Raw genomic sequence first — 19400 nt, 5'->3', positions numbered from 1 at the left:
TTCCGACCATGCTTCTCACAGAATCGGCATGCCATGGCCATCGACGTCCGCCAGACCACTTACACGACGATCCGCGACGCCCGGTACTTCCAGCTGGTGCCGGACCTCTCGCATCCCGACACGGTCCTCCTCCAGCAGATCAGCGACGCGCTCACCGCAGCCGGCTCGGACTTCGTGGCCCGGCGCTACCAGGATGCGATCGCGGACTACAAGAAGGCGCAGACGCTGATCTGGTCCCAGCTCGACCCGGGCCTCAAGGCGGGATCGGGCTTCGTCGGGCGCGTGCCCTTCGACACCGCCAGGCTGAGCACGCTTCTGGAGACGTCGCTGAACTGGCTCAGTGTCCTGCCAGTCCCCGGCCCCCTGAGCCCCGTCAACCCGCTGGGCCCGGACAGCGCCAAGGAGTTCCCGGCCTTCGACCAGGTCGGCCTGCTCGCCCCGGCGGTCTCAACGCCCGCGAGCGCGGAGGCGGCCAGTGCCGCGCGGCTGTCGGCCATCTTCACCGCACAGGGCAGCAAGCAAGCCGGATCGAAGTTCGAGCAGCACGCGATCTCCCTGGACCGGAACGTGGCGGACGCCGTGCTCGCCCTTCCGGCGGACGGCGGCATCACGCATCGGGTCGCCTCGCTGTTCACCAAAGCCCTGACGCGCACGACGGGCCAGCCGAGCGCCCTGGCGGCCGAGCAGCTTTCCTCGGGTTCGGCGGCAGCGGCAACCGCCGCAGGCCAGAGCGCCGCGGTGGCGCCGGTCATCACGACCATGAGCGAGGACATCACGGTCCTCCCGACGTCCCTCACGCAGCAGCGGCAGATCGGCGTGGCGACAGGCTCGCTCGGCTCGGCGCAGCAGATGAGCGTCTCGTCGTTCGACTTCGCCGTCGGAACGATCCCCGACTCGGCGTCGATCGAGAAGTACGTCTACGCCTCGCGCGTCGGCCTCAGCATTCTGCCGGACATCCTCGCGCAGCCGATCAGCGGCAGCGACTTCGTCCTCTCCCTGGCCCACACGTTCTACTTCATCATCCCGATGGGCCTCGGCGACTGCTACGCGGCGCTCGGCGACTGGCCGAACGCCGAGACCTGCTACCTGCAGGCGGCGGCCTACCAGTACATCAACACCCAGATCGAGGCGCCGCAGCTGTGGGCGAAGATCGCGGCCCTGTATGTCGCCTGGGGCGACAGCCTCTACCGGAACGACGACCCTCCCAGCGCGCTGCCGATCTACGAGCGCATCGTCACCCAGGCCGGCGCCGTCCCGAACAGCGTCCTGTACACCACCACCGGGATCGGGGCCGGGGCACAGGTCGCGCGGGCCGTGATCCCGACGCTGGCGCAGCTGATCGGCAACCCGGCGGCGGTCGCGGCGGTGACCAGTCCGGCGATCGTCGGGCCGATCATCGACGCCTTCGTCAAGCTCGGGCAGATCAAGGCCGGCCTGGACTTCCACGGCCACTGGGCGCCGTCGGTGCCGATCTGGACGTTCGAGTACCTCCAGGAGGTGGCCGGCCAGTTCTGCCAGCTCGCCGTGACGGTCGAGCAGAACGTCATCAACTACTGGGACCGCGCCGACCAGGCGCAACTCACCCGCCTCCAGCTGACCCAGCACGTCGCCGACTGCCAGGCCGAGGCGGCCGCCGCGACCCTCCAGGTCCAGGCGGCGAGCGCCGAGGCCGCCGCCTACCAGGCCGGCCTCGCCCTGGCCGACCTGCGTGCGCAGGACGCGACGCAGAACGCCGCCGACTATCAGAGCTCGCACAGCCAGTCGATCCTCTACGCGGCGGAGAGCAGCGAGGTCAGCGGCGGCGACGACGGCGACCCCGACTACCTCAACTCCCTGGCGGACCAGTTCCAGAGCGGCCAGACGATCTCCGGCGACAAGGGCGACATCGGCGCGGCGGTGCAGCTGGTCTCCAGTCGGCTGAGCCTGCAGTACGAGGTCGCGTCCATGCAGCGGACCGCGACCGAGATGCAGGGCGCCGCGACTCAGGCCGCCGCGGAGGTCACCGCGGCCAACGCGCGGGTCGTGGCCGCGCAGGGGCAGGTCGCGCTCGCACAGCTGCACACCTCCGAGGCCCAGGCCGTCGTCGGCGCGTTCGACGACATGACGTTCACCGCGGGCGTGTGGAAGGCGATGGGCGACCGGATGTACCAGATCTACCGCCGCTACCTCGACATGGCGCTGCGGGCGGCGAAGATGATGCAGAGCGCGTACAACTTCGAGAACGACACGTCGATGACCGTCATCCGGGCGGACTATTCCACCGACGAGATCCGGGGCCTGCTGGCCGCCGACATGCTGATGGCGGACGTCCAGTCGTTCACGGACACGCTCCTGGGCACCCGGCGCACCAAGGCCCAGCCGGTCACGCACGTCCTGAGCCTGGCCACCCGGCACAGCTACCTCTTCGAGACGCAGTTCCGCAAGACCGGGCAGATCGCCTTCGACACCACGCCGGACGACTTCGACCTGGCGTATCCGGGCACGTACGGCGGCCGGATCCGGCACGTGGAGGTGACGCTCGTCGGTCTGACTCAGCCCACTGGCATCTTCGCGACGCTGACGTGCGGCGGCCTGTCGTTCTACCGGACGCCGACCGACACCTGGACCGACCAGGACACCGACCACATGCGCCGCCGCGTCCAGACCGCCGAGACCCTCGTCATCAGCGACTTCGACCGGCGGACCGACCCGGCCGCGGCCCTCGGGGACCCGCACGAGACCGGCATCCTCGCCGGCGCCGGCGTCATCGGCAGCTGGGTGCTCGACGTCCCGATGGAGGTGAACGACCTGGACTACAACCTCGTCACCGACGTGCTCGTCAGCTTCACCTACGACACGCGCTACGACCCCCAGCTGGCCACCCAGGTGCGCCAGATGCTCGACACCCAGCCGGGCGCCCACACCACGCAGATCGGCCTGCCGCTGCGCTGGCTGTACCCGGACACGTTCTTCAACCTGGTGAACAACCACACCGCGACGCTGACGGTCGCGCCGTCGGACCTGCCGCTCAACCACACCGCGACGCAGCTGACGCAGGTCGGTCTGCTGGTCACCACCTCGGGCGGCCACTCGCCGTCGGCGCTGACGCTCAACCTGACGGCGCCGGGCGCGGGCAGCGCCGCCGCGGCGGTCACCGACACCGGCGGACTGGCGACCAGCACGACCACGGGCAGTCCGCTCACGACCCAGCTGGGAAGGCCGGTGGTCGGCGACTGGACCATCACCGTGCCGGACACGGGCAATCCCGCGTGGCTGACCTCCGGCGCCCTGGACCTCACATCTCTGGCCAACCTGACGCTGATGCTCGAGTACAGCTACACCCCGAGGAGCGCAGCATGACCGTCCGGGCCTGCCGCCGGCATGAACACGGCTACGGCCGTATCGCGGGGAGTGCGACATGACCGCCGCCGACCCGACCAGCGAGGAGATCCTGAAGCTCCCGCCGGGCGGAGGAGCGGTCACGTCATCGGGCACCGACTTCGACATCGACCTCAACACCGGCACGGCCGGCACATCCCTGCCGCTGCACCTGCCGGCCGGGCCGAACGGCGTCACCCCGGAGCTCTCCCTGCGCTACCACTCCGGCTCCGGCTCCGACTGGCTGGGCCTGGGCTGGTCGCTCAATCTCCCCCGGATCACCCTGCGCCGGGGCAGGTCGGCAGACGGCAGCGCCGCACAGCCGGCACTGGACGGCGTCGGCGCACTGTATCCGCGGATCGACTCCGGCTGGGCCCCCGAGGTCGACAGCCTCGGACAGCGGATCCTCGGCGGCCCGGACACCGGATGGCAGCTCCTTGATCCGGCCGACACCGTGCACGCGCTGGGAAGCACCGCGGCGAGCCGGCTGACCGACGGCGCCGGCACCACCGTCGCGTGGCTGCTCGACTCGGTCACCGACAGCACGGGCAACGCCGTGCGGTACGACTGGGAGACGTCCGAGGCGACGCAGCCCAGCGGGGGGAACCTGCGGCTGTCCACGGTCACGTGGGGCCGCTACCTGGTCCGGATCGTCTACGAACAGCGCCCTGACATCCTCACCGACGGGACCCTCGGGGTGCTGCTGGCCATCGGCGCCCGCGTCGCCGTGATCGAACTGCACCGCCCCGACCTCGGGTCGATGAGCCTGCTCCGCTCCTGGCACGTGGGCTACGACGACGCCGGCGGCACCGGACGCAGCCTGCTGACATCGGTCGCCCAGACCGCGCACGCCGCGGACGGCACGGTGTTGAACGGCAGCACCGTCACCTTCCGCTACACCGAGCCGGGCAAGGCCTCGCTCCGAGTCCTGCCCCGGCTCCCCGTGTCGGTGCGCCAGCCGGGCACCCAGTTCGTCGACCTCGACGGAGACGGACTGCCCGACCTCCTCGACCTGAGCAGCGCGCGTCCGCAGTGGTGGCAGAACACCGGCGGCGGCGTGTTCTCGGGGCCGCATCGCCCGCGGGCGCTGCCCAGCCCGGTCCGCATGGACCCGGGCAGCGTCACGTTCGCCGACGTCGACGGGGACGGCGCCGCCGACCTGATGGTCATGACCGAGCGCTTCAGCGGCTTCTATCCGCTCGACGCGGTCGGCTTCAACGCCTCCGGCGTGCGCGGCACGGATCCGCTCGCCGCGCCGTTCGGCCGGCCGGTCAGTTGGCGGCGGGCGCCTTCCTACCGCCTCGACGACCGCCTGCTCCGGATCCTCGACCTCGACGGCGACGGCCGCAGCGACATCCTGGTACAGAGCGGCGCGCAATGGCTCGGCTGGCTCCAGGACGCGCACGCCGGCTGGGCGGCGCTTCCGGTCGAGATCGCCGCGAGCGATCGGCCGGCCGTGGACCTCAGCGATCCGCGCGTCAGCTTCGCGGACATCAACGGCGACGGCGGCCTGGACATCGTCCGGGTGACCGGCGCGACGCTCACCTACTGGCCGTGCCTGGGGCCCCGTCGGTGGGGCGCGCCGATCACCGTGACCATTCCCTCGGCGCCGCCCAGGTTCGATCCCAGCCGGCTGCTGCTCGTCGACGTCGACGGGGACGGCTGCGCGGACGTCGTGTACCTGGACAGTGCCAGAGTCCTGCTCTGGCGGTGGTGCGGCACCAGGACCCTGAGCGGTCCGACCGTCGTGGTGGGCATCCCGCCGACGGGCCCGGGCCACTGCCGCCTGCTGGACCTGGAGGGCACCGGCACGCCCGGCCTCCTGCTCGACCTGCCCGACGGGAAGCAGGGATTCATCGATCTGCTGGGCGGCAAGCCCTATCTGCTCGCCGAGATCAGCGACGTGGGCGCCACCACCGTGATGGAGTGGCGCACGTCCACGCAGTTCGCCGCGGACGACGCCGCGGCGGGGCATCCTTGGAGGACGTTCCATCCCTTCCCCGTGCAGTGCGTCGCCGGGGTGTCCACGACGAACGCGGCCACCGGTGTGGTCACGACGACCCGCTACCGCTATCACGAAGCGCGTTACGACCCGGACGCCCGCGCGTTCCTCGGCTTCGCGCGGGTCGACCGCGACGACGTCGGCGACGCGAGCGCACCGACCACGCGCAGCACCACGGCGTTCCACCTCGGCCTGGATCCCACCGATCCGAACCGGGTCCTCACCGACGCCGAGCGGCTGCGTCTGGGGGCCCTGCGACGCCGTCCGTTGTCAGTGCTCGTCCACGACCCGGTCGCCGATCCCGGCGCCACGCGCCCGGAGAGCGTCGTCCGCCACACGTACGACCTCGTCGATCGCCTGCTGGCCGACAGCCGCCACAGCTTCCTGCCGTACACCGCGAGCACGGTCGAGCAGCGGTGGGAGGGCAACAGCGCCCCGGTCAGCACGCACACCGTCACCTTCCTGAAGGTCGACGGCACCGGCATGGTGCTCGAGCAGCGGAGCGTGGTCCAGCGTCCGGGACTCCCCGCGGACCGCGACGTCACCCTCACCCGCCAGATGGCGACCGGCGGGACGAACCTGCGGCTGCCCTGCCGGACCCTGGAGACCGACGTCGACGGCGTCGTGCTCGCCCACAGCCTCACCTTCTACGACGGCCCGCCGGAGATCGGGCTGCCGCTCGGCTCGGCGACCGAGGGGCTGATCACGAGAGTCGAAGACCTCGTACTCACCGACGCGATCGTCACGGCGGTCTGGGGTTCCAGCCCGCCGGACTTCTCGCTGCACGGCTATCACCGTCTGCCCGGCGAGGACGGCTGGTGGGTCGCGCGCTCCCGGCTGAACCGCGACCCGGCTCAGCCGACCATCCTGAAGTCCGTCAGCCCGATGGGCGCGGTCGGCACGACGGAGCTCGATCCGACGCGCCACGACGTCATCGCCGTGACCGACTCGCTGGGGCATCGCAGGACCGCCCAATACGACCCCCGCACCGGCAACGTCACCACGGTGGTGGAGTTCGACGGGAACGCCCGGCACGAATCCTTCGACGCGCTCGGGCGGGTCACCGCCTACTGGCCTGCCACGAACCCCGACGGCGACCCGATCGCGATCTGGCAGTACGACACGAGTGCCATGCCGGTGCGCGTCACCGCCGTCGGCGCGGCCACGGCCGACGATCCGAGCCGGGCCGTCAGCTTCCTGGACGGTTCGGGTGCCACCATCCTTCGGCTCACGCCGACCGGGGACACCGCGCGGCCCTGGCTGGCCGCCGGCGGCAAGACCGTCAACGCTCGCGGTTGGGTCTCCGAGGCGTACCTGCCGTACACCGTTGCCGGCGACACCTACGCCGCCCCGGCTACCTCGCTGCCGCACAGCAGCTTCATGTACGATCTCGCCGGCCGTCTGCTCAGCGAGGCGCGCGCCGACGGGTCGACGGTGACGTGGACACGGGCGCCGGGATCGGCGACCGTGAGCGTCCGGCCCGACGGCTCCGTCACGGACCGGCCGAAGGAACGGCATCTGGTCGACGCGTGCGGGCAGATGCTGAGTGTCGGCCGCTGGGACGGGGCGCGCTGGGTCGAGCAGACGTACACCTGGGACCACCGTGGCATGCCCCTGACGATCACGACGCCCGACGGGATCGTGAACACGCTCGTGCACGATCTCCTGGGACGGATGATCAGCCACGCCAGCCCGGACAGCGGCCTGACGCGGCGGCTGATGGACGCGCTCGGGCACGAGGTGCGGACCGAGATCGCGACCGGCGCCGTCGTGACGCGCGAGTTCGACGAGATCGGGCGGCCGACCCGCTTGTGGCGCGACGGATCCTCCGGGTCTCCCGACGTGACGTGGGAGTACCTGCTGCCGGGGGCGCCGACTCCGTCGGACGGGGAGCGCCACCGGATCGGGCGGCTGTGGCGGGTGACCGATCCGCTCGGCACCCTCACGTTCGGCTACGACGCGGCCGGCCGGATCGTCAGCAAGGTGCGGAGCGGCTCGCACCTGGCCTGGGACCTGGTGTCCGAGGGCGAGTACGACGTGGACGGCCGCCTCACCGCGGTCACGCTGCCCGCGGCAACATCTGGCGGGGCGCGCCGACGGGTCGAGTACACGCACGACGAGCTCGGCCGTCCGGTCGCCGCCACTGGTGTCGTCGACCAGGTCAGCTTCGACGTCTACGGCCGCACCACCGACATCCGGCACAGCAACGGGACGGTGACATCGCTTCGGTACGACGCCGTCACGGGGCAGGTCACGGGCCAGAAAGTCGTCGGACCGCAGGGGGAGACGCTGCGGGATCAGGCCTATGACTATGACGACGAGCACCGGCTTGTCGGCATCGGGATCGGCGGCGCGGGGACGGAGGAGACCGGCTGGTCCTACGGGTTCGACGGCCTCGGCCGACTCGCCTCAGCCACACCTACTGACGGAGGCGGAGGCGGAGGCGGAGCGACGGCGCGGGCCTTCACCTTCTCCGACGGCGGGAATGTGCTCACCGGTCCGCTCGGCGACGCGCAGACCTACGTCGCCGGGACCAGTCGCCTGGCCACCGTCGCGGGGAACGCCTACACCTACGACGCGGCCGGCCGGATCACCAGCGCGCCGTGGGGAGACCTGACCTGGGACGCCGACGACAACCTGGTCGAGGCCGTCTCCGGCCAGACCCGCGTCCAGCACATGTACGACCACGCCGGAATGCGGGTCCTGAGCATGAGCAACGACGTCGTCTATCACTTCCAGCCCATCGACGAGCTCGTGGTCAGCGGGGACGTAACCTCGCTCCTCATCCGGTTCGCCGGCGTGGTCATCGCCTCCGCCGACGCCGCCGGGCAGCTGACCTGGTACCACCCGGACGTCCTCGGCGACGTCACGCTGCTGACGGACGCGACCGGGGCGGCGTCGGCCCGAGTCCGGCTCGATCCGTGGGGCAACAAGATCGCCGGAACGGCCGCCCCCGGAACGGGATTCCTGGGGCAGCCCGCCGACCCGACCGGCCTGGTCTGCCTCGGCCACCGCTGGTACGACCCCCGGACCGGCCGCTTCATCTCGCCCGACCCGCTCGCCGGAGGGCTCTACACGCTCGGCGCGTGGAACCCGTACAGCTACGGGATGAACAACCCCGTGCTGATGTGCGACCCGAGCGGACTCACGTCGATCTGGGCGATCATCGCGATCGCCGTCGTCGTGGCGATCATCGTCGTGCTCTGCGTCGCCACGTGCGGGGCGGCGCTCGCGGGCGTCACGATCCTCGGCTGCACGATCGCCGCCGACGGCGTGGCCACCGGGACGCTGGTCGCCGTCGGCATCGGCGCGTTCGGCGGCGCCCTGGCCGGGGGGATGAGCGCCGACAAGGCCGGCGGGGACGTGATGCTCGGCGCGCTGCTGGGCGGCATCATCGGCGGCGCCTGCGCGCTGATCGGCGGCGCGATCGGCGGCGCGATCACCGCCGGCCTGAAGGGCACCGCGACCTGGGCCGTGTACGCGATCAGCGGCGGCGTGCAGGGCGCGATCGGCGGCTTCGGCAGCGGGTTCGCGTCCGGCTGGGCGGGCGGCAAGGGCAGCCTCGGCGACATGATGCTCAGCGGGGTCCGCGGCATGATCTGGGGCGCGACGATCGGCATGGTGGTCGGCGGCTTCCTCGGCGGCTCGTTCGCCACCAGCGGAGAGGACCACAGCTACCTGGAGGTCGGGACGTTCCACAAGTACGGCCTGGGCTTCGCGGAGGGAAGCAAGGACCTGACGAGCGACTTCAGCATCTGGGACAACAGCGTCGGCACCGCCTTCGACGCCGGCCAGGCCGGCGCGCACGCCGCCGCCGGCAGCTTCAGCCTGGGCAACGACGTCGCCGCCAACGTCATCGACGTCACGAACATCCGCAACGTCGGCGCCGACCTGGGATTCATCACCACCAAGATCCCCGGCACGCTGTTCGCGGTGGACGTGTCCGTCATCGCCAACGCCGTCGGGCAGAACGGCCTCGGCGCCGGCCTGGCGTCGCTCAGCGTCGGCGCGGACGTCGCCGGGTTCAGCTACGCGCAGCAGGTACTCATGCTGCTCAAGGCCGTGCCCATCCTCGGGAACCTGCTGCCCATCTTCGACGACTACGGGTCACTCGACGGGATCAAGAAGGGGTTCAACACGTTCTACGGGAGCAGCACCGTCAACAGTTGACGCTTCGCAGGGCCCGGTGTCGGGGTGCGTTCTCGGCACCGGGATCCGGGTGTGTGATGAGTGCGGTCCCGACGAACCGAATCGCATCCCAGGTTCGGGCGTCAGCTGCCGGCCCGACGTGCCCCGCACCGTCGACGAGGCGGAACTCGTGGACGATGCCGAGCTCCGTCAGGACCCGATGCAGGAACTCCGCACCCTCATGCAACAGAAACTCGTCGGCGGCACCGCAATCGATCAGGATCGGAAGAGCAGCACCGCGGATCCGGCTGGTATTGAGACGGGCTCTGCCGTAGACGGAGTTCTTCACATAGGCCTCAGCATTGCCGGTTCCGTTCGCCATGGCCCGGTGGAGGTCTCCCAAGACAGAGGGGACGTTCGGCTCGGGAACGGCCTGTGACGTCTCACCGGGGAACACGGCCGGTGAGATCGCCGCGACTACCGCGAAGCGGTCTGGATCACCGAAGGCCACTTTGAGGGCACCGTAGCCGCCCATCGAAGCACCGATGAGAGCTGTCGCGGTGAACGGCCCGTATGTCTCCCCCAGATGCTCTGGGAACTCATCGGCGATCAACGACTCCCACGAGTTCCCATCCGGCCAGTCCATGTAGAAGCCTCCTGCCGTGGGAGTGCTCGGGCATGCGACGACGGCGCGGGGAAACTGGCCCTGCTGGAAGAGGTCCTGGTAGAAGGGCCTCGCGTTCTCCAGCGACGCAGCTGACGACATCGCGCCGTGCAGGTGGAGGACGAGCGGAAGCCGCTCGCCCTGCTCCCAGTCGGATGGATGAAGAACCTGATAGTCGACCTCGCCACCAGCCGTCTTCGACGCGAAGTGGCTCCTGGCGATGTGCATGGGTGTGTCGTTCATCAGTCCTTCTCGCCGGATGCGGAGGTGTGCCGCGTACAGTAACTTCCATCGTGGTAAAATTTCCATCATGGTAAACAGTGGGCTCCGAGAGCGCAAGCGCGCACAGACCCGGCAGCGCATCTCAGACTGTGCAACACGGCTATTCGAGCGTGACGGCTTCGAAAACGTCACGCTGGCGCAGGTCGCGCAGGCAGCGGATGTCTCGGTGAAGACGGTGACCAACTATTTCGGCGCGAAGGAGGACCTGTTCTTCGATGCCGAGCCGGCAATCCTCGAGGCCTTAGTCGACGTGCTGCGGCACCGCGCTGCGAAGTCGCCGACCGCCGTTCTTCGACCACTGATCCTCGATGGCCCACTGCTCACCGCCCCGAGTCCGTGGGCCGGAGTCGACACCCATTCGTGGAACGCGATGCGCGCCTGGACCCAGTGCGAGCACGACTCACCGACGCTGAGAACTCGTCGCGCGGCGATCCTCCAGTCGTGGTCGGGCCCGCTGGCTACGGCCAGCGGGTCGGCACCGTGGGCGGCCCTGATGGTCGGGGCTCTGATGCTGCGCCACGATCTCCTTCAGCAAGGACTCCTCGGAGGGGCAACGCCGACTGACGTCGAACGGCAACTCAAAGCCGCCGTCGGGCAAGCACTCGACGCCCTCGAACGAGGCTTTGAGAACGCCTGATCTGGAGCATCACGGGCAGCAGCGGCCGCGGCCGACGCGGTCGCATCACGCTCTCGGCGGAACCTCCTGCGGAGCCGCGTAGGAGGAGATCGCGTGCGAGAGTTGGCCTGTCAACGCGGGGCATCGCCCCCGGGTGGCGAAGTCGGCCGAGATCGACCACCATCAAAGCCTGACCGTGGCAGAACTTTCCTCACGCGCGCAGCCCGTCACTTGGCTGGCGCCGACGGCACCAGCCTTCCGACATGGCAGCGCCGGAACCCGTGCTCTCACCCGCCCCAGACACGTGTGGCGAACTCGATGAAGTTGCCACCGAGCACCTTCCTCACCACGTCCTCCCGCACGCCGCGTTGCTCCAAGCGGTGAATCAGCTTTCGGAACTGGTCGATGCCTCGCAGGTCCTCCACGAATGGCAGTGTGTCCGCGCGTTCGCCCGCTGCGGCGACGCCGGCGCGGGTTCGCTCGGCCACGTGGCCGGCCAGGGTTTCGCGGTAGGCGTCCAGGTCGTCGATCGGTGTCACCGAGCCGTCCGTGCCGATTCCGACTGCGTCCTCGCCGCAGATGTTCAGGGCGTGCAGGAGGTGTTCGACGACGTCGTCGGCTCGTGCGTGGCCGGACGCCGCCAGGAATGGCATGAAGTAGATGCCGACGAAACCGCCGCCGTCGGCGACCAGGCGGAGTTCCTCGTCGGTTTTGTTCCGTGGGAGGTCGGTGAGGGCCCGGCATCCGGTGTGGTTGATCGACACCGGCTGACGGGAGGCGCGCACCGCCTCCAGGCAGGTCTGCTCGCCGCTGTGCGAGAGGTCGACCATCACCCGGTGGTCGTTCAGGCTCGCCACGACTTCGCGGCCGAAGGGCGTCAGTCCGCGGTTCTCCGGGGCCATGGCGCCGTCACCCAGGTGGTTCGACTGGTTGTACGTCAGCTGGATGACGCGTACTCCGCGCTCGGCGAACAGGCCGACCCTGTCGTCGATCAGGGCGGGATCCTCTCCGACCGCGACGGCGTTCTGGAAGCCGTAGATGACGCCGATCCGCTCGTCCGTGTACGCCTTCCGGATGTCCTCGGCTTTGTGGACCGGGGTCAGCGCATCGGCGTGCTCTGCGATGATCCCGTCCCAGACGTCGAGCTCCCGCAGGGTGTGCTCGTACGGCGGCAGGTCGCCCAGCGTGTATCCGAGCGTGATGGTGACCGCCGTGAGCCCTGACGCTCGGCTGTCGGCCAACGCCCGCGCGTCGACCACCATCTCCTCGCTCGTCTGCTGAAGCTGCGAGCCCGTCTCGACGTCCACGTTCGGGTTGTCCAAGCCGCCCAGAGCGTTGACGATCGGGAAACCCACTCCGTGCGATGCCGTTGCGCTCATTCGCCCGCTCCCGCGCTTCGGGCGGCGGCCGTCGCGCCGCCGGCTCGATCGAACCTGCGTCCGCGTTTGACCACCGCGACCACGCTCCGCAAAGCGCTCAGGTGCGCCACCGGATCGTCCGCCAGGATGACGAAGTCAGCCTGCTTGCCCACCTCGACCGTACCCAGTCGGTCCGCCGCGGCCATGCTCACGGCTCCGCCCCAACTGGCGCAGCGCAAGGCTTCCGCCGGTGTCAGTCCGCATCGATCCACCAGGAAGTCGAGCTCGTCGAACAACGGCGGCCACGGCTCCTCCGGGTCCGGATCCCGATCCGTCCCGGCCGAGACCGTCACGCCGGTCCGCCAGGCCTGGCCGGTCAGAGCTGCCGACACCCGGTCGTTCGCCGCCGCCCGCTCCCGAGCGTCGGCAGCCTCGGCAGCCTGAGCAGCGCCGGCAACCCCGGCCTCCTCGTCTCCGAGCTTGTCATCGGCAGTCCGTAGTTCTTCGTCCGTCCGTAGTTCTTCGCCCGTCCGTAGTTCTTCGGCGATTCGCCCCCAAAGACTGGCCGTCGCGTCCAGCACGATCCCGCGTTCCCGCATCTGCGCGAACAGCGCCCCCATCACCGGATCGTCCCCGCCTTCGAAGCGGGCGTGGTCGATCGGCGGCTTGTCGCGATACGTCGTCAGGGGCCGTCCCGCAGCCTCGTGCACCATCAGCTGCACGTGGGACACCGTGTCCACCCCCGCGGCGATCACTTCGCCGGGTGACGCGGGGAACACCGCGGCGTGCGCCCAGACCGCGATCCCCTGGCGCTTCGCCTCGGCGACGATCGCCGCGACCGTTTGTCCCGGCAGATCCGCGTAGACCTTGATCGCCGATGCGAACGTGCCGCGGGCCATCGCCACCGCGAGCGGCAAGTCCGTCGCCGGTGTGATCGCCTGCATCCACGGCACTTCGCCGGGCGTGGCGCCCTGCGACACCTGCCACGTCCGCGGGTCGTCGAAGAAGCCTGGACCTGCCATGAGAGCCGCGTAGCAGATGTCCGGCGCCACGATCTCGCCGACCAGCGCGGCGCGTGCCAGATCAGCCACCTGGCGCAGGTCGTCGGCCATGTCCCGCACCGCCGTCACCCCGCCGAGCAGGTCCCGGCGCAGCACGGCCTCGGCGAGCGCGCGGTCCGGAGGCGTGGCCAGGTGCTGGTGCGAGTCGATCAGCCCGGGGATGAGGTGCCGGCCGGCGAGGTCGACGACCTCGGCGTCCGCGAGCAGGTCGGTCGGGACGTCGCCGTCGGCCCCGACGAACCGGATCCGCTCCCCGTCCACGACGACCGTCGTCCCGGTCCGGGCCGGGGCGCCGGTCCCTTCGAGCACTGTCGCACCGCGATAGGCGACGACCATCGGCGACCTCCTTGTTACATCTGACATAACAAATGATGCAGACTATGCAACACTAGTCCGGCCACCCTAGCTCATCGGATCGGACCGAGGACCCCATGCCCGCCTCCCCCACCTCAGCCGTCGACAAGGCGCTCGCTCTCATCGAGGCCGTCGCCACGACCGATCGGCCACTCCGGCTGAGCGAGGCCGCCGAGCGCGTCGGGCTGCACCGCGCGACGGCGCACCGGGTACTCGCCGACCTGGTCGGCCGCGGCTGGATCCTGCGTCTTGAGGACCACTACCTGCCCGGCCCGGCCCTGCTGCGCCTGTCGCGCGCGACGGCCGCTGCCACGACCTCGCTCACGGGGATCGCGCGACCGGTCCTGGAAGACCTCGCCGCCGTGACCGGCATGATGGCCAACCTCCAGGTCGCGGCGGCCGGCGGGTCCCGAGTCGTCGACGTCGTCCGCCCCGCCCGGCTGGCCATGATCAGCGACCTGCGCGACGAACTCCTCGCCGCGCACCGCTTCGCCGGACCGCTGGCCCTGGTCGCCGCCATGGACGCGGAGGCCCGCACCCCCTACCTCCGCGCCGCCGAAGACGACGGCTGTCATCTGCGGGGCCCGGACGGCCTGCTCGCCGCGATCGACCAGGCGGCGCGCGACGGCTTCGCGCTCCAGCGCGGCAGCAGCCAGCCGCTGGTCGGCTCGCTCAGCCGCGTCGTCACCACGACGGCCGACAGCGGCCCGGTCTGCGCTCTGACCCTCGTCGGCCCGATCGCAGAGCTCGACGACGCCGCCCTGCCGACACTCCGTCTCCAGTTGACGGCCGCGACCGACCGCCTCGGCCGCGAGTTGCTCGCCCTCACAGCCCGACAGGACGAACGATGACCCCGAACCCGCCCCTGATCCTGGACCGCGCCGGAACCGAGGCCGCCGTCGCCGACCCGACGGCGCTCGCCGAAACCCTCACCACCGCACTGATCGCCATCGCCGACGACACCGTCTCCGTCCCGCCACGCATCGCGGCCCGGTCGCCGCACGGCCTGCTCGGAGCCATGCCGGGCCACGTCCCCGGCCTCGGTCTGGCCGCCAAAGTGATCACCGTGTTCCCCGATCCACAGCGACCGGGCCGCAGCGCGCACCGCGGCGTCGTGGCAGCCTTCGACGCGGAGGACGGCCGCCTCCTGGCGATCCTCGACGCCGAGCCGCTGACCACCGCACGCACCGCGGCGACGTCGATACTCGCTTTCCGCACCCTCGCCCGACCCGACTCCCGTCACATCACGGTGATCGGCACCGGCACACTGGCGACCGCGCACCTGGCACTGCTCGCCGACGACCCGCACCTCACGATCACGGTCGCGGGCCGCGATCCGGCACAGGTCGAAGCCCTGGCCGAACGCTTCGACATCCGCCCCGCCGCGTCCATCGAAGCCGCAGTACGGGACGCCGACGCAGTCCTGTGCTGCACCGGCACGAACCGACCCGTCATCCGCCACGCGTGGCTGGCACCGGGAACACACGTCAACTCCATCGGCGGCTCCGACGGCCCGGAAATCGACGCCGCGACGGTCGGCGCCGCATCACTGTTCGCCGAGTGGCACGGCGCGGCCACGTCCCCACCGCCTGCGGGAGCCCACGAACTCCAAGGCGTCCCCACCGAGCGAATCACGCTGCTGGGTGCCGTACTCGCCGGCCGGCACCCCGGACGACGCGACCAGACGGAGATCACCGCTTTCAAGTCCACCGGCCACGCGGCGCTGGATGTCGCCGCGGCGGCCGTGGCGACGCGGCGGAACTGAGCGAGGCGCAGGGCCTCAGGTCGGGCCGCACCTCAGCGAAGCCTGTGGCAACCGCGTTCTCACTGATCGCGGGGATCTATGCACTGTCCAGCACGGCCTGGAGCCGCTGGGCCAGGGCGGTGTTGCGATCGCGGCCGGCGCTGTGGACGGCGATTTCGAGCGCGCGGCGCTGCCCGACGAGGACGACGAGCTTCCGGGCTCGGGTGACCAGGGTGTAGAGCAAGTTCCGGTACAGCATCAGCGGCCCGGTTTCCGTGGTCAGCGGGGCGACGACGTAGGGGTACTCGCTGCCTTGGGAGCGGTGGATGCTGATGGCGTAGGCGTGCAGAAGGTCGTCGAGCTCGTCGAAGTCGTAGACCGCGATGTCGCCGTCGTCGGTGCGCAGCTGCACGGTCCTCGACTGCGGGTCGAGGCCGGAAACGACGGCTGTGGTGCCGTTGAAGATCCCGGAGCTGCCCTTGTTCGGGTCGTTGCGGATCGGCATCACCTTGTCCCCGATCCGGAACACCGAGGTGCCGGCCCAGTACTCGTTCTTGTCCGGATCGGCGGGGTTGAGGCGTTCCTGCAGCCGACGGCCCAGCTCCACCGTTCCGGTCACGCCGCGGCGGGTCGGGGCTAGGACCTGGACGTCGGACGGCGGAACGCCGTGCGAGGTCGGGATCCGGACCGTGGCGATCTCCAGGACCCGCTCGGTGACCAGCGCCAAGTCCTCGACCTCGTCGAACCAGAACTCGCTCGTGCGCGGGTTGGGCATCCGTCCGGCGCGGATCAGGTGGGCGTTGGCGGTGATGGAGGAGCCTTCGCCCTGCCGGAACACGTGCGTCAGTTCCGTACGCGGGATCTCCGGCACCCGCAGCAGGTCCTGCAGGACGCTGCCCGGTCCGATGGACGGCAACTGGTCGACGTCGCCGACCAGCAGCAGGTGCGTGCCCGGCGGGACCTGGCGCGCGAGCTTGAGGCCCAGGAACACGTCCAGCATGGACGCCTCGTCGACGACGATCAGGTCGGCCATCAGCGGGCTGTCGTCGAACAACGCGTCGGGGTCGGCGTCAGGCAGGTCGGCCACCAGCCGGTGCACGGTCATCGCCGGCATCCCGGCCAGCTCCGAGAGTCGCTTGGCGGCCTTGCCGGTGGGAGCCGCCAGCGTCACCCTCCCGCCGCCGGCCTTCACGATCTGCGCGATCGTCTTGACGGTATGGCTCTTGCCACACCCCGGGCCTCCCGTGAGCACCGACACGGTGTGCGTCAGCGCCATCCGCACCGCCGCCCGCTGGCCGTCGTGCAGGTCGGGGTGGTCGACGTCGAGCGTGTCAGCACGTCGTCGGGCTGCGGCGGGGACGTCCGAGTCTGCGTGCAGCAGCTTGGTGATCGCCGCGGCCAGGGACCGCTCGGTGTTGTGCAGCGCCTTGGCGAAGACGACCGCCGCCGACGGGCCGGGCTCGTCCGGATCGGGGTTCGGATCGGGCTCGACGATCACCGACCGCTGCGCGGCCAACTGCTCCAGCTCGATGCGCACCAGTTCGCGGTCCTGCCCGACCAGGCGGGCAGCGTCCAGAAGCAGCCGCGTGTGGTTCACGTAGCAATGGCCGTCCCGCCGAGCGGCATCCAGCCGGTCGGCCAACGCCGCCCGCAGACGCGTCGGATCCTGCTCGGCGACACCGGAGGCCAGGGCGATCTTGTCGGCGATCGCGAAGCCGATGCCGCGGACCTTCTCGATGAGCTGGTACGGATCTTTGCGGACCACGACCAGCGAGTCCGCCCCGAACTCCGCGTAGATCTTCGCGGCCATCAGCGGCGAGATCCCGAACCCCTGGAGCACCACCATCAGGTCCCGGATCACCTTCTGCCCGACCCAGGACGACACGATCCGGTCCTTGCGGACCGCGCCGATCCCGTTCACCTCGGTGAGCCGCCCCGGATCGGCGTCGATGACCTTCAGCGTGTCCTCGCCGAAGTGCTCGACGATCGCCGTCGCCAGACTCGGCCCGATGCCGCGGATCAAGCCCGAGCCCAGGTACATGCGGATACCGCGGATGTGCGATGGCAACACGCACTCGCACGAGGACACCGACAACTGCGTCCCGAACCGGGAGTGCTGCACCCACCGCCCGCTCAGCAGAACGACCGAACCGGGCTGCACCCCCGCCAGCGCCGCACCGGCAGCGGTGAACTCCCCCTGCTCCTCAGAGTTCAAGCGGACAACGGTGTACTCGTCGGCGCGCACGAAGATCAGGCGCTCCACCGCCGCCTCAAGCCGGACCTCGCCGGCGGGCTCGGACTCACTCACAGGCCACACATACTTCCCGGGCACAGAGTACGACCGGGAAACCCAGCCCTCGGTGGTTGGCACAGCATGGTCCGGCCAGTTTAACCGCCGCCACCACCACGATCTCGGCCGACGCCGACACACCGACAGCCGCTCAGCCCCGCCGCCGTGCCGGACCGTGATCCGGGCCCGTGGTCGCCGTCGAGCGCTACGACACATCTGCGACACGACGGCGACCACGTACCGACAGCGCCGCTGAAGAGTCGCCGCCATGACGACGACCCTGCCGAAGCACGCAGCCCGCGAGCACCCCGCCTCGCCCCCGACCCCGACCCCGCCTCCGCCGCGCGCCAAGCGTCACCTTCCCGCGTTGGACGGCTTGCGCGGCGTCGCGATCCTCGGGGTGCTGCTGTTCCACACCGGCCACCTGAGCGGCGGGTTCCTCGGGGTTGATCTGTTCTTCGCTCTGTCCGGGTACCTCATCACCGATCTGCTGTTGCGCGAGATCGACGCGACCGGTTCTGTCTCCCTGGTCGCGTTCTGGGGACGGCGCGTCCGCCGCCTCGTGCCGGCTCTGGTCGTCATGCTGGCGCTCGTCGCCGGGGCGGTGTGGCGGTTCGGGACGCCGGATCTGTTGCGCAGCACGCTCTCGGACGGTCCGTGGACGCAGGCCGACCTCGTCAACTGGCATCTGCTCGCCGAGTCGGCCAGCTACTGGGACCAGCACGACGCGCCCCGGGTGTTCGAGCACCTGTGGAGCATCGCGGTCGAGGAGCAGTTCTACCTGGTCTGGCCGGCGCTGTTGCTGGGGCTCGCCTGGTGGGCGCGCCGGGGCGGTCGGCGGGTGGAGCGCTGGGCCGCGGCCGGTGCGCTGCTGATCTCGGCGGTCTCCCTGGTCCTGATGATCGCGCTCGTTGACCCGCACGATCCGACCCGCGTCTACACCGGCACCGACACCCGGGCGTTCTCGCTTCTGCTGGGCGCGGTCATCGCTACCGGGCCGGTCCGCGACGCGCTGGCTCGCGCGGTCGGCCGGTACCCGTACGGCGGTGCGCTGGCAGCCGTCCTGGCGTCGGCCATCGCAGTGGCCTGGCTCCTCGTCAGCGGTACGGACTCGCGCTGGCTCTACACCGGCGGGTTGTTCGCGCACTCCGCCGCCGCCGCGCTGCTGATCGGCCTGCGTGTGCAGGCCCCGCACTCCGTCGTCGCGACGACGCTGGCCCGGCTTCCACTGCGCTGGGTGGGTCAGATCTCCTACAGCCTCTACCTGTGGCACTGGCCGGTTTTCGTCCTCCTGACGCCGCAACGCCTCCATCTCACCGGCTGGCCGTGGGCCGCGGCGGTCTGCGCCGTCTCGATCGCCGTGGCGGCGGCGTCGAAGTACCTGGTCGAGGACCCGATCCGGTTCCGCGCCGGCTGGGCACGCGGCCGTGCGGGGCTTGCGGTGTTCCTCGCGGTCATGGCCGGCCTCGCCGCGCTGTGGTGGCTGCTGCCGGTCCCGGGCGCGCCGACCATCGACATCACGAAGCTGAGCTGAGCTGAACCGC

10 protein-coding genes are annotated in these 19400 nt (G+C 70.5%); 6 read left to right on the top strand and 4 right to left on the bottom strand.

All coding sequences use genetic code 11. The annotated features are described in order from the left end of the window. The first annotated feature begins 33 nt into the window (after window positions 1–33). Window positions 34–3339 carry a hypothetical protein gene (locus tag ABH920_RS32350; RefSeq protein ID WP_370353010.1) on the top strand — a complete coding sequence of 1102 codons (3306 nt, stop codon included), beginning with the start codon at window positions 34–36 and terminating at the stop codon, window positions 3337–3339. A gap of 58 nt (window positions 3340–3397) precedes the next feature. Continuing rightward, window positions 3398–9529, top strand: coding sequence for a toxin TcdB middle/N-terminal domain-containing protein (locus ABH920_RS32345; protein ID WP_370353009.1), 6132 nt, complete (start codon window positions 3398–3400; stop codon window positions 9527–9529). Here the strand turns inward: ABH920_RS32345 and ABH920_RS32340 are convergent. Then, a complete protein-coding gene (locus tag ABH920_RS32340) occupies window positions 9519–10394 on the bottom strand; it encodes an alpha/beta hydrolase (protein WP_370353008.1) in 876 nt (291 codons plus the stop codon). The genes ABH920_RS32345 and ABH920_RS32340 overlap by 11 nt on opposite strands. Window positions 10395–10461: 67 nt before the next feature. Between ABH920_RS32340 and ABH920_RS32335 the strand changes: the two genes are divergently transcribed. Next, window positions 10462–11070 (top strand): TetR/AcrR family transcriptional regulator, encoded by a 609-nt coding sequence (locus ABH920_RS32335; protein WP_370353007.1) that lies wholly within the window; start codon window positions 10462–10464, stop codon window positions 11068–11070. Between the two features lie 266 nt (window positions 11071–11336). On the opposite strand, the gene ABH920_RS32330 is transcribed toward ABH920_RS32335, so the two are convergent. Beyond that, complete coding sequence (locus ABH920_RS32330) at window positions 11337–12428, bottom strand: dipeptidase (RefSeq protein WP_370353006.1); 1092 nt, start codon at window positions 12426–12428, stop codon at window positions 11337–11339. Further along, window positions 12425–13804 (bottom strand): amidohydrolase family protein, encoded by a 1380-nt coding sequence (locus tag ABH920_RS32325; RefSeq protein ID WP_370353005.1) that lies wholly within the window; start codon window positions 13802–13804, stop codon window positions 12425–12427. The genes ABH920_RS32330 and ABH920_RS32325 overlap by 4 nt, the downstream gene beginning before the upstream one ends. Before the next feature lie 95 nt (window positions 13805–13899). Between ABH920_RS32325 and ABH920_RS32320 the strand changes: the two genes are divergently transcribed. Continuing rightward, window positions 13900–14673: an IclR family transcriptional regulator gene (locus ABH920_RS32320; RefSeq protein WP_370353004.1), complete on the top strand. Its 774-nt coding sequence runs from the start codon at window positions 13900–13902 to the stop codon at window positions 14671–14673. Then, on the top strand, window positions 14670–15587 hold the full coding sequence (locus ABH920_RS32315) for an ornithine cyclodeaminase family protein (RefSeq protein WP_370353003.1): 918 nt from the start codon (window positions 14670–14672) through the stop codon (window positions 15585–15587). Before ABH920_RS32320 ends, ABH920_RS32315 begins: the two co-directional genes overlap by 4 nt. A gap of 76 nt (window positions 15588–15663) precedes the next feature. On the opposite strand, the gene ABH920_RS32310 is transcribed toward ABH920_RS32315, so the two are convergent. Further along, the gene (locus tag ABH920_RS32310) at window positions 15664–17874 is read right to left on the bottom strand and encodes an ATP-dependent RecD-like DNA helicase (protein WP_370353002.1); all 2211 of its coding nucleotides are present in this window, start codon (window positions 17872–17874) and stop codon (window positions 15664–15666) included. A 250-nt stretch (window positions 17875–18124) separates the two neighbouring features. On the opposite strand from ABH920_RS32310, the gene ABH920_RS32305 reads away from it, so the two are divergent. After that, window positions 18125–19390 (top strand): acyltransferase family protein, encoded by a 1266-nt coding sequence (locus ABH920_RS32305; protein ID WP_370353001.1) that lies wholly within the window; start codon window positions 18125–18127, stop codon window positions 19388–19390. The last annotated feature ends 10 nt before the right edge of the window (window positions 19391–19400 follow it).

It is taken from the genome of Catenulispora sp. EB89 (assembly GCF_041261445.1).
Classification (GTDB): domain Bacteria; phylum Actinomycetota; class Actinomycetes; order Streptomycetales; family Catenulisporaceae; genus Catenulispora.
This window is presented reverse-complemented; position numbering and strand designations above follow the sequence as displayed.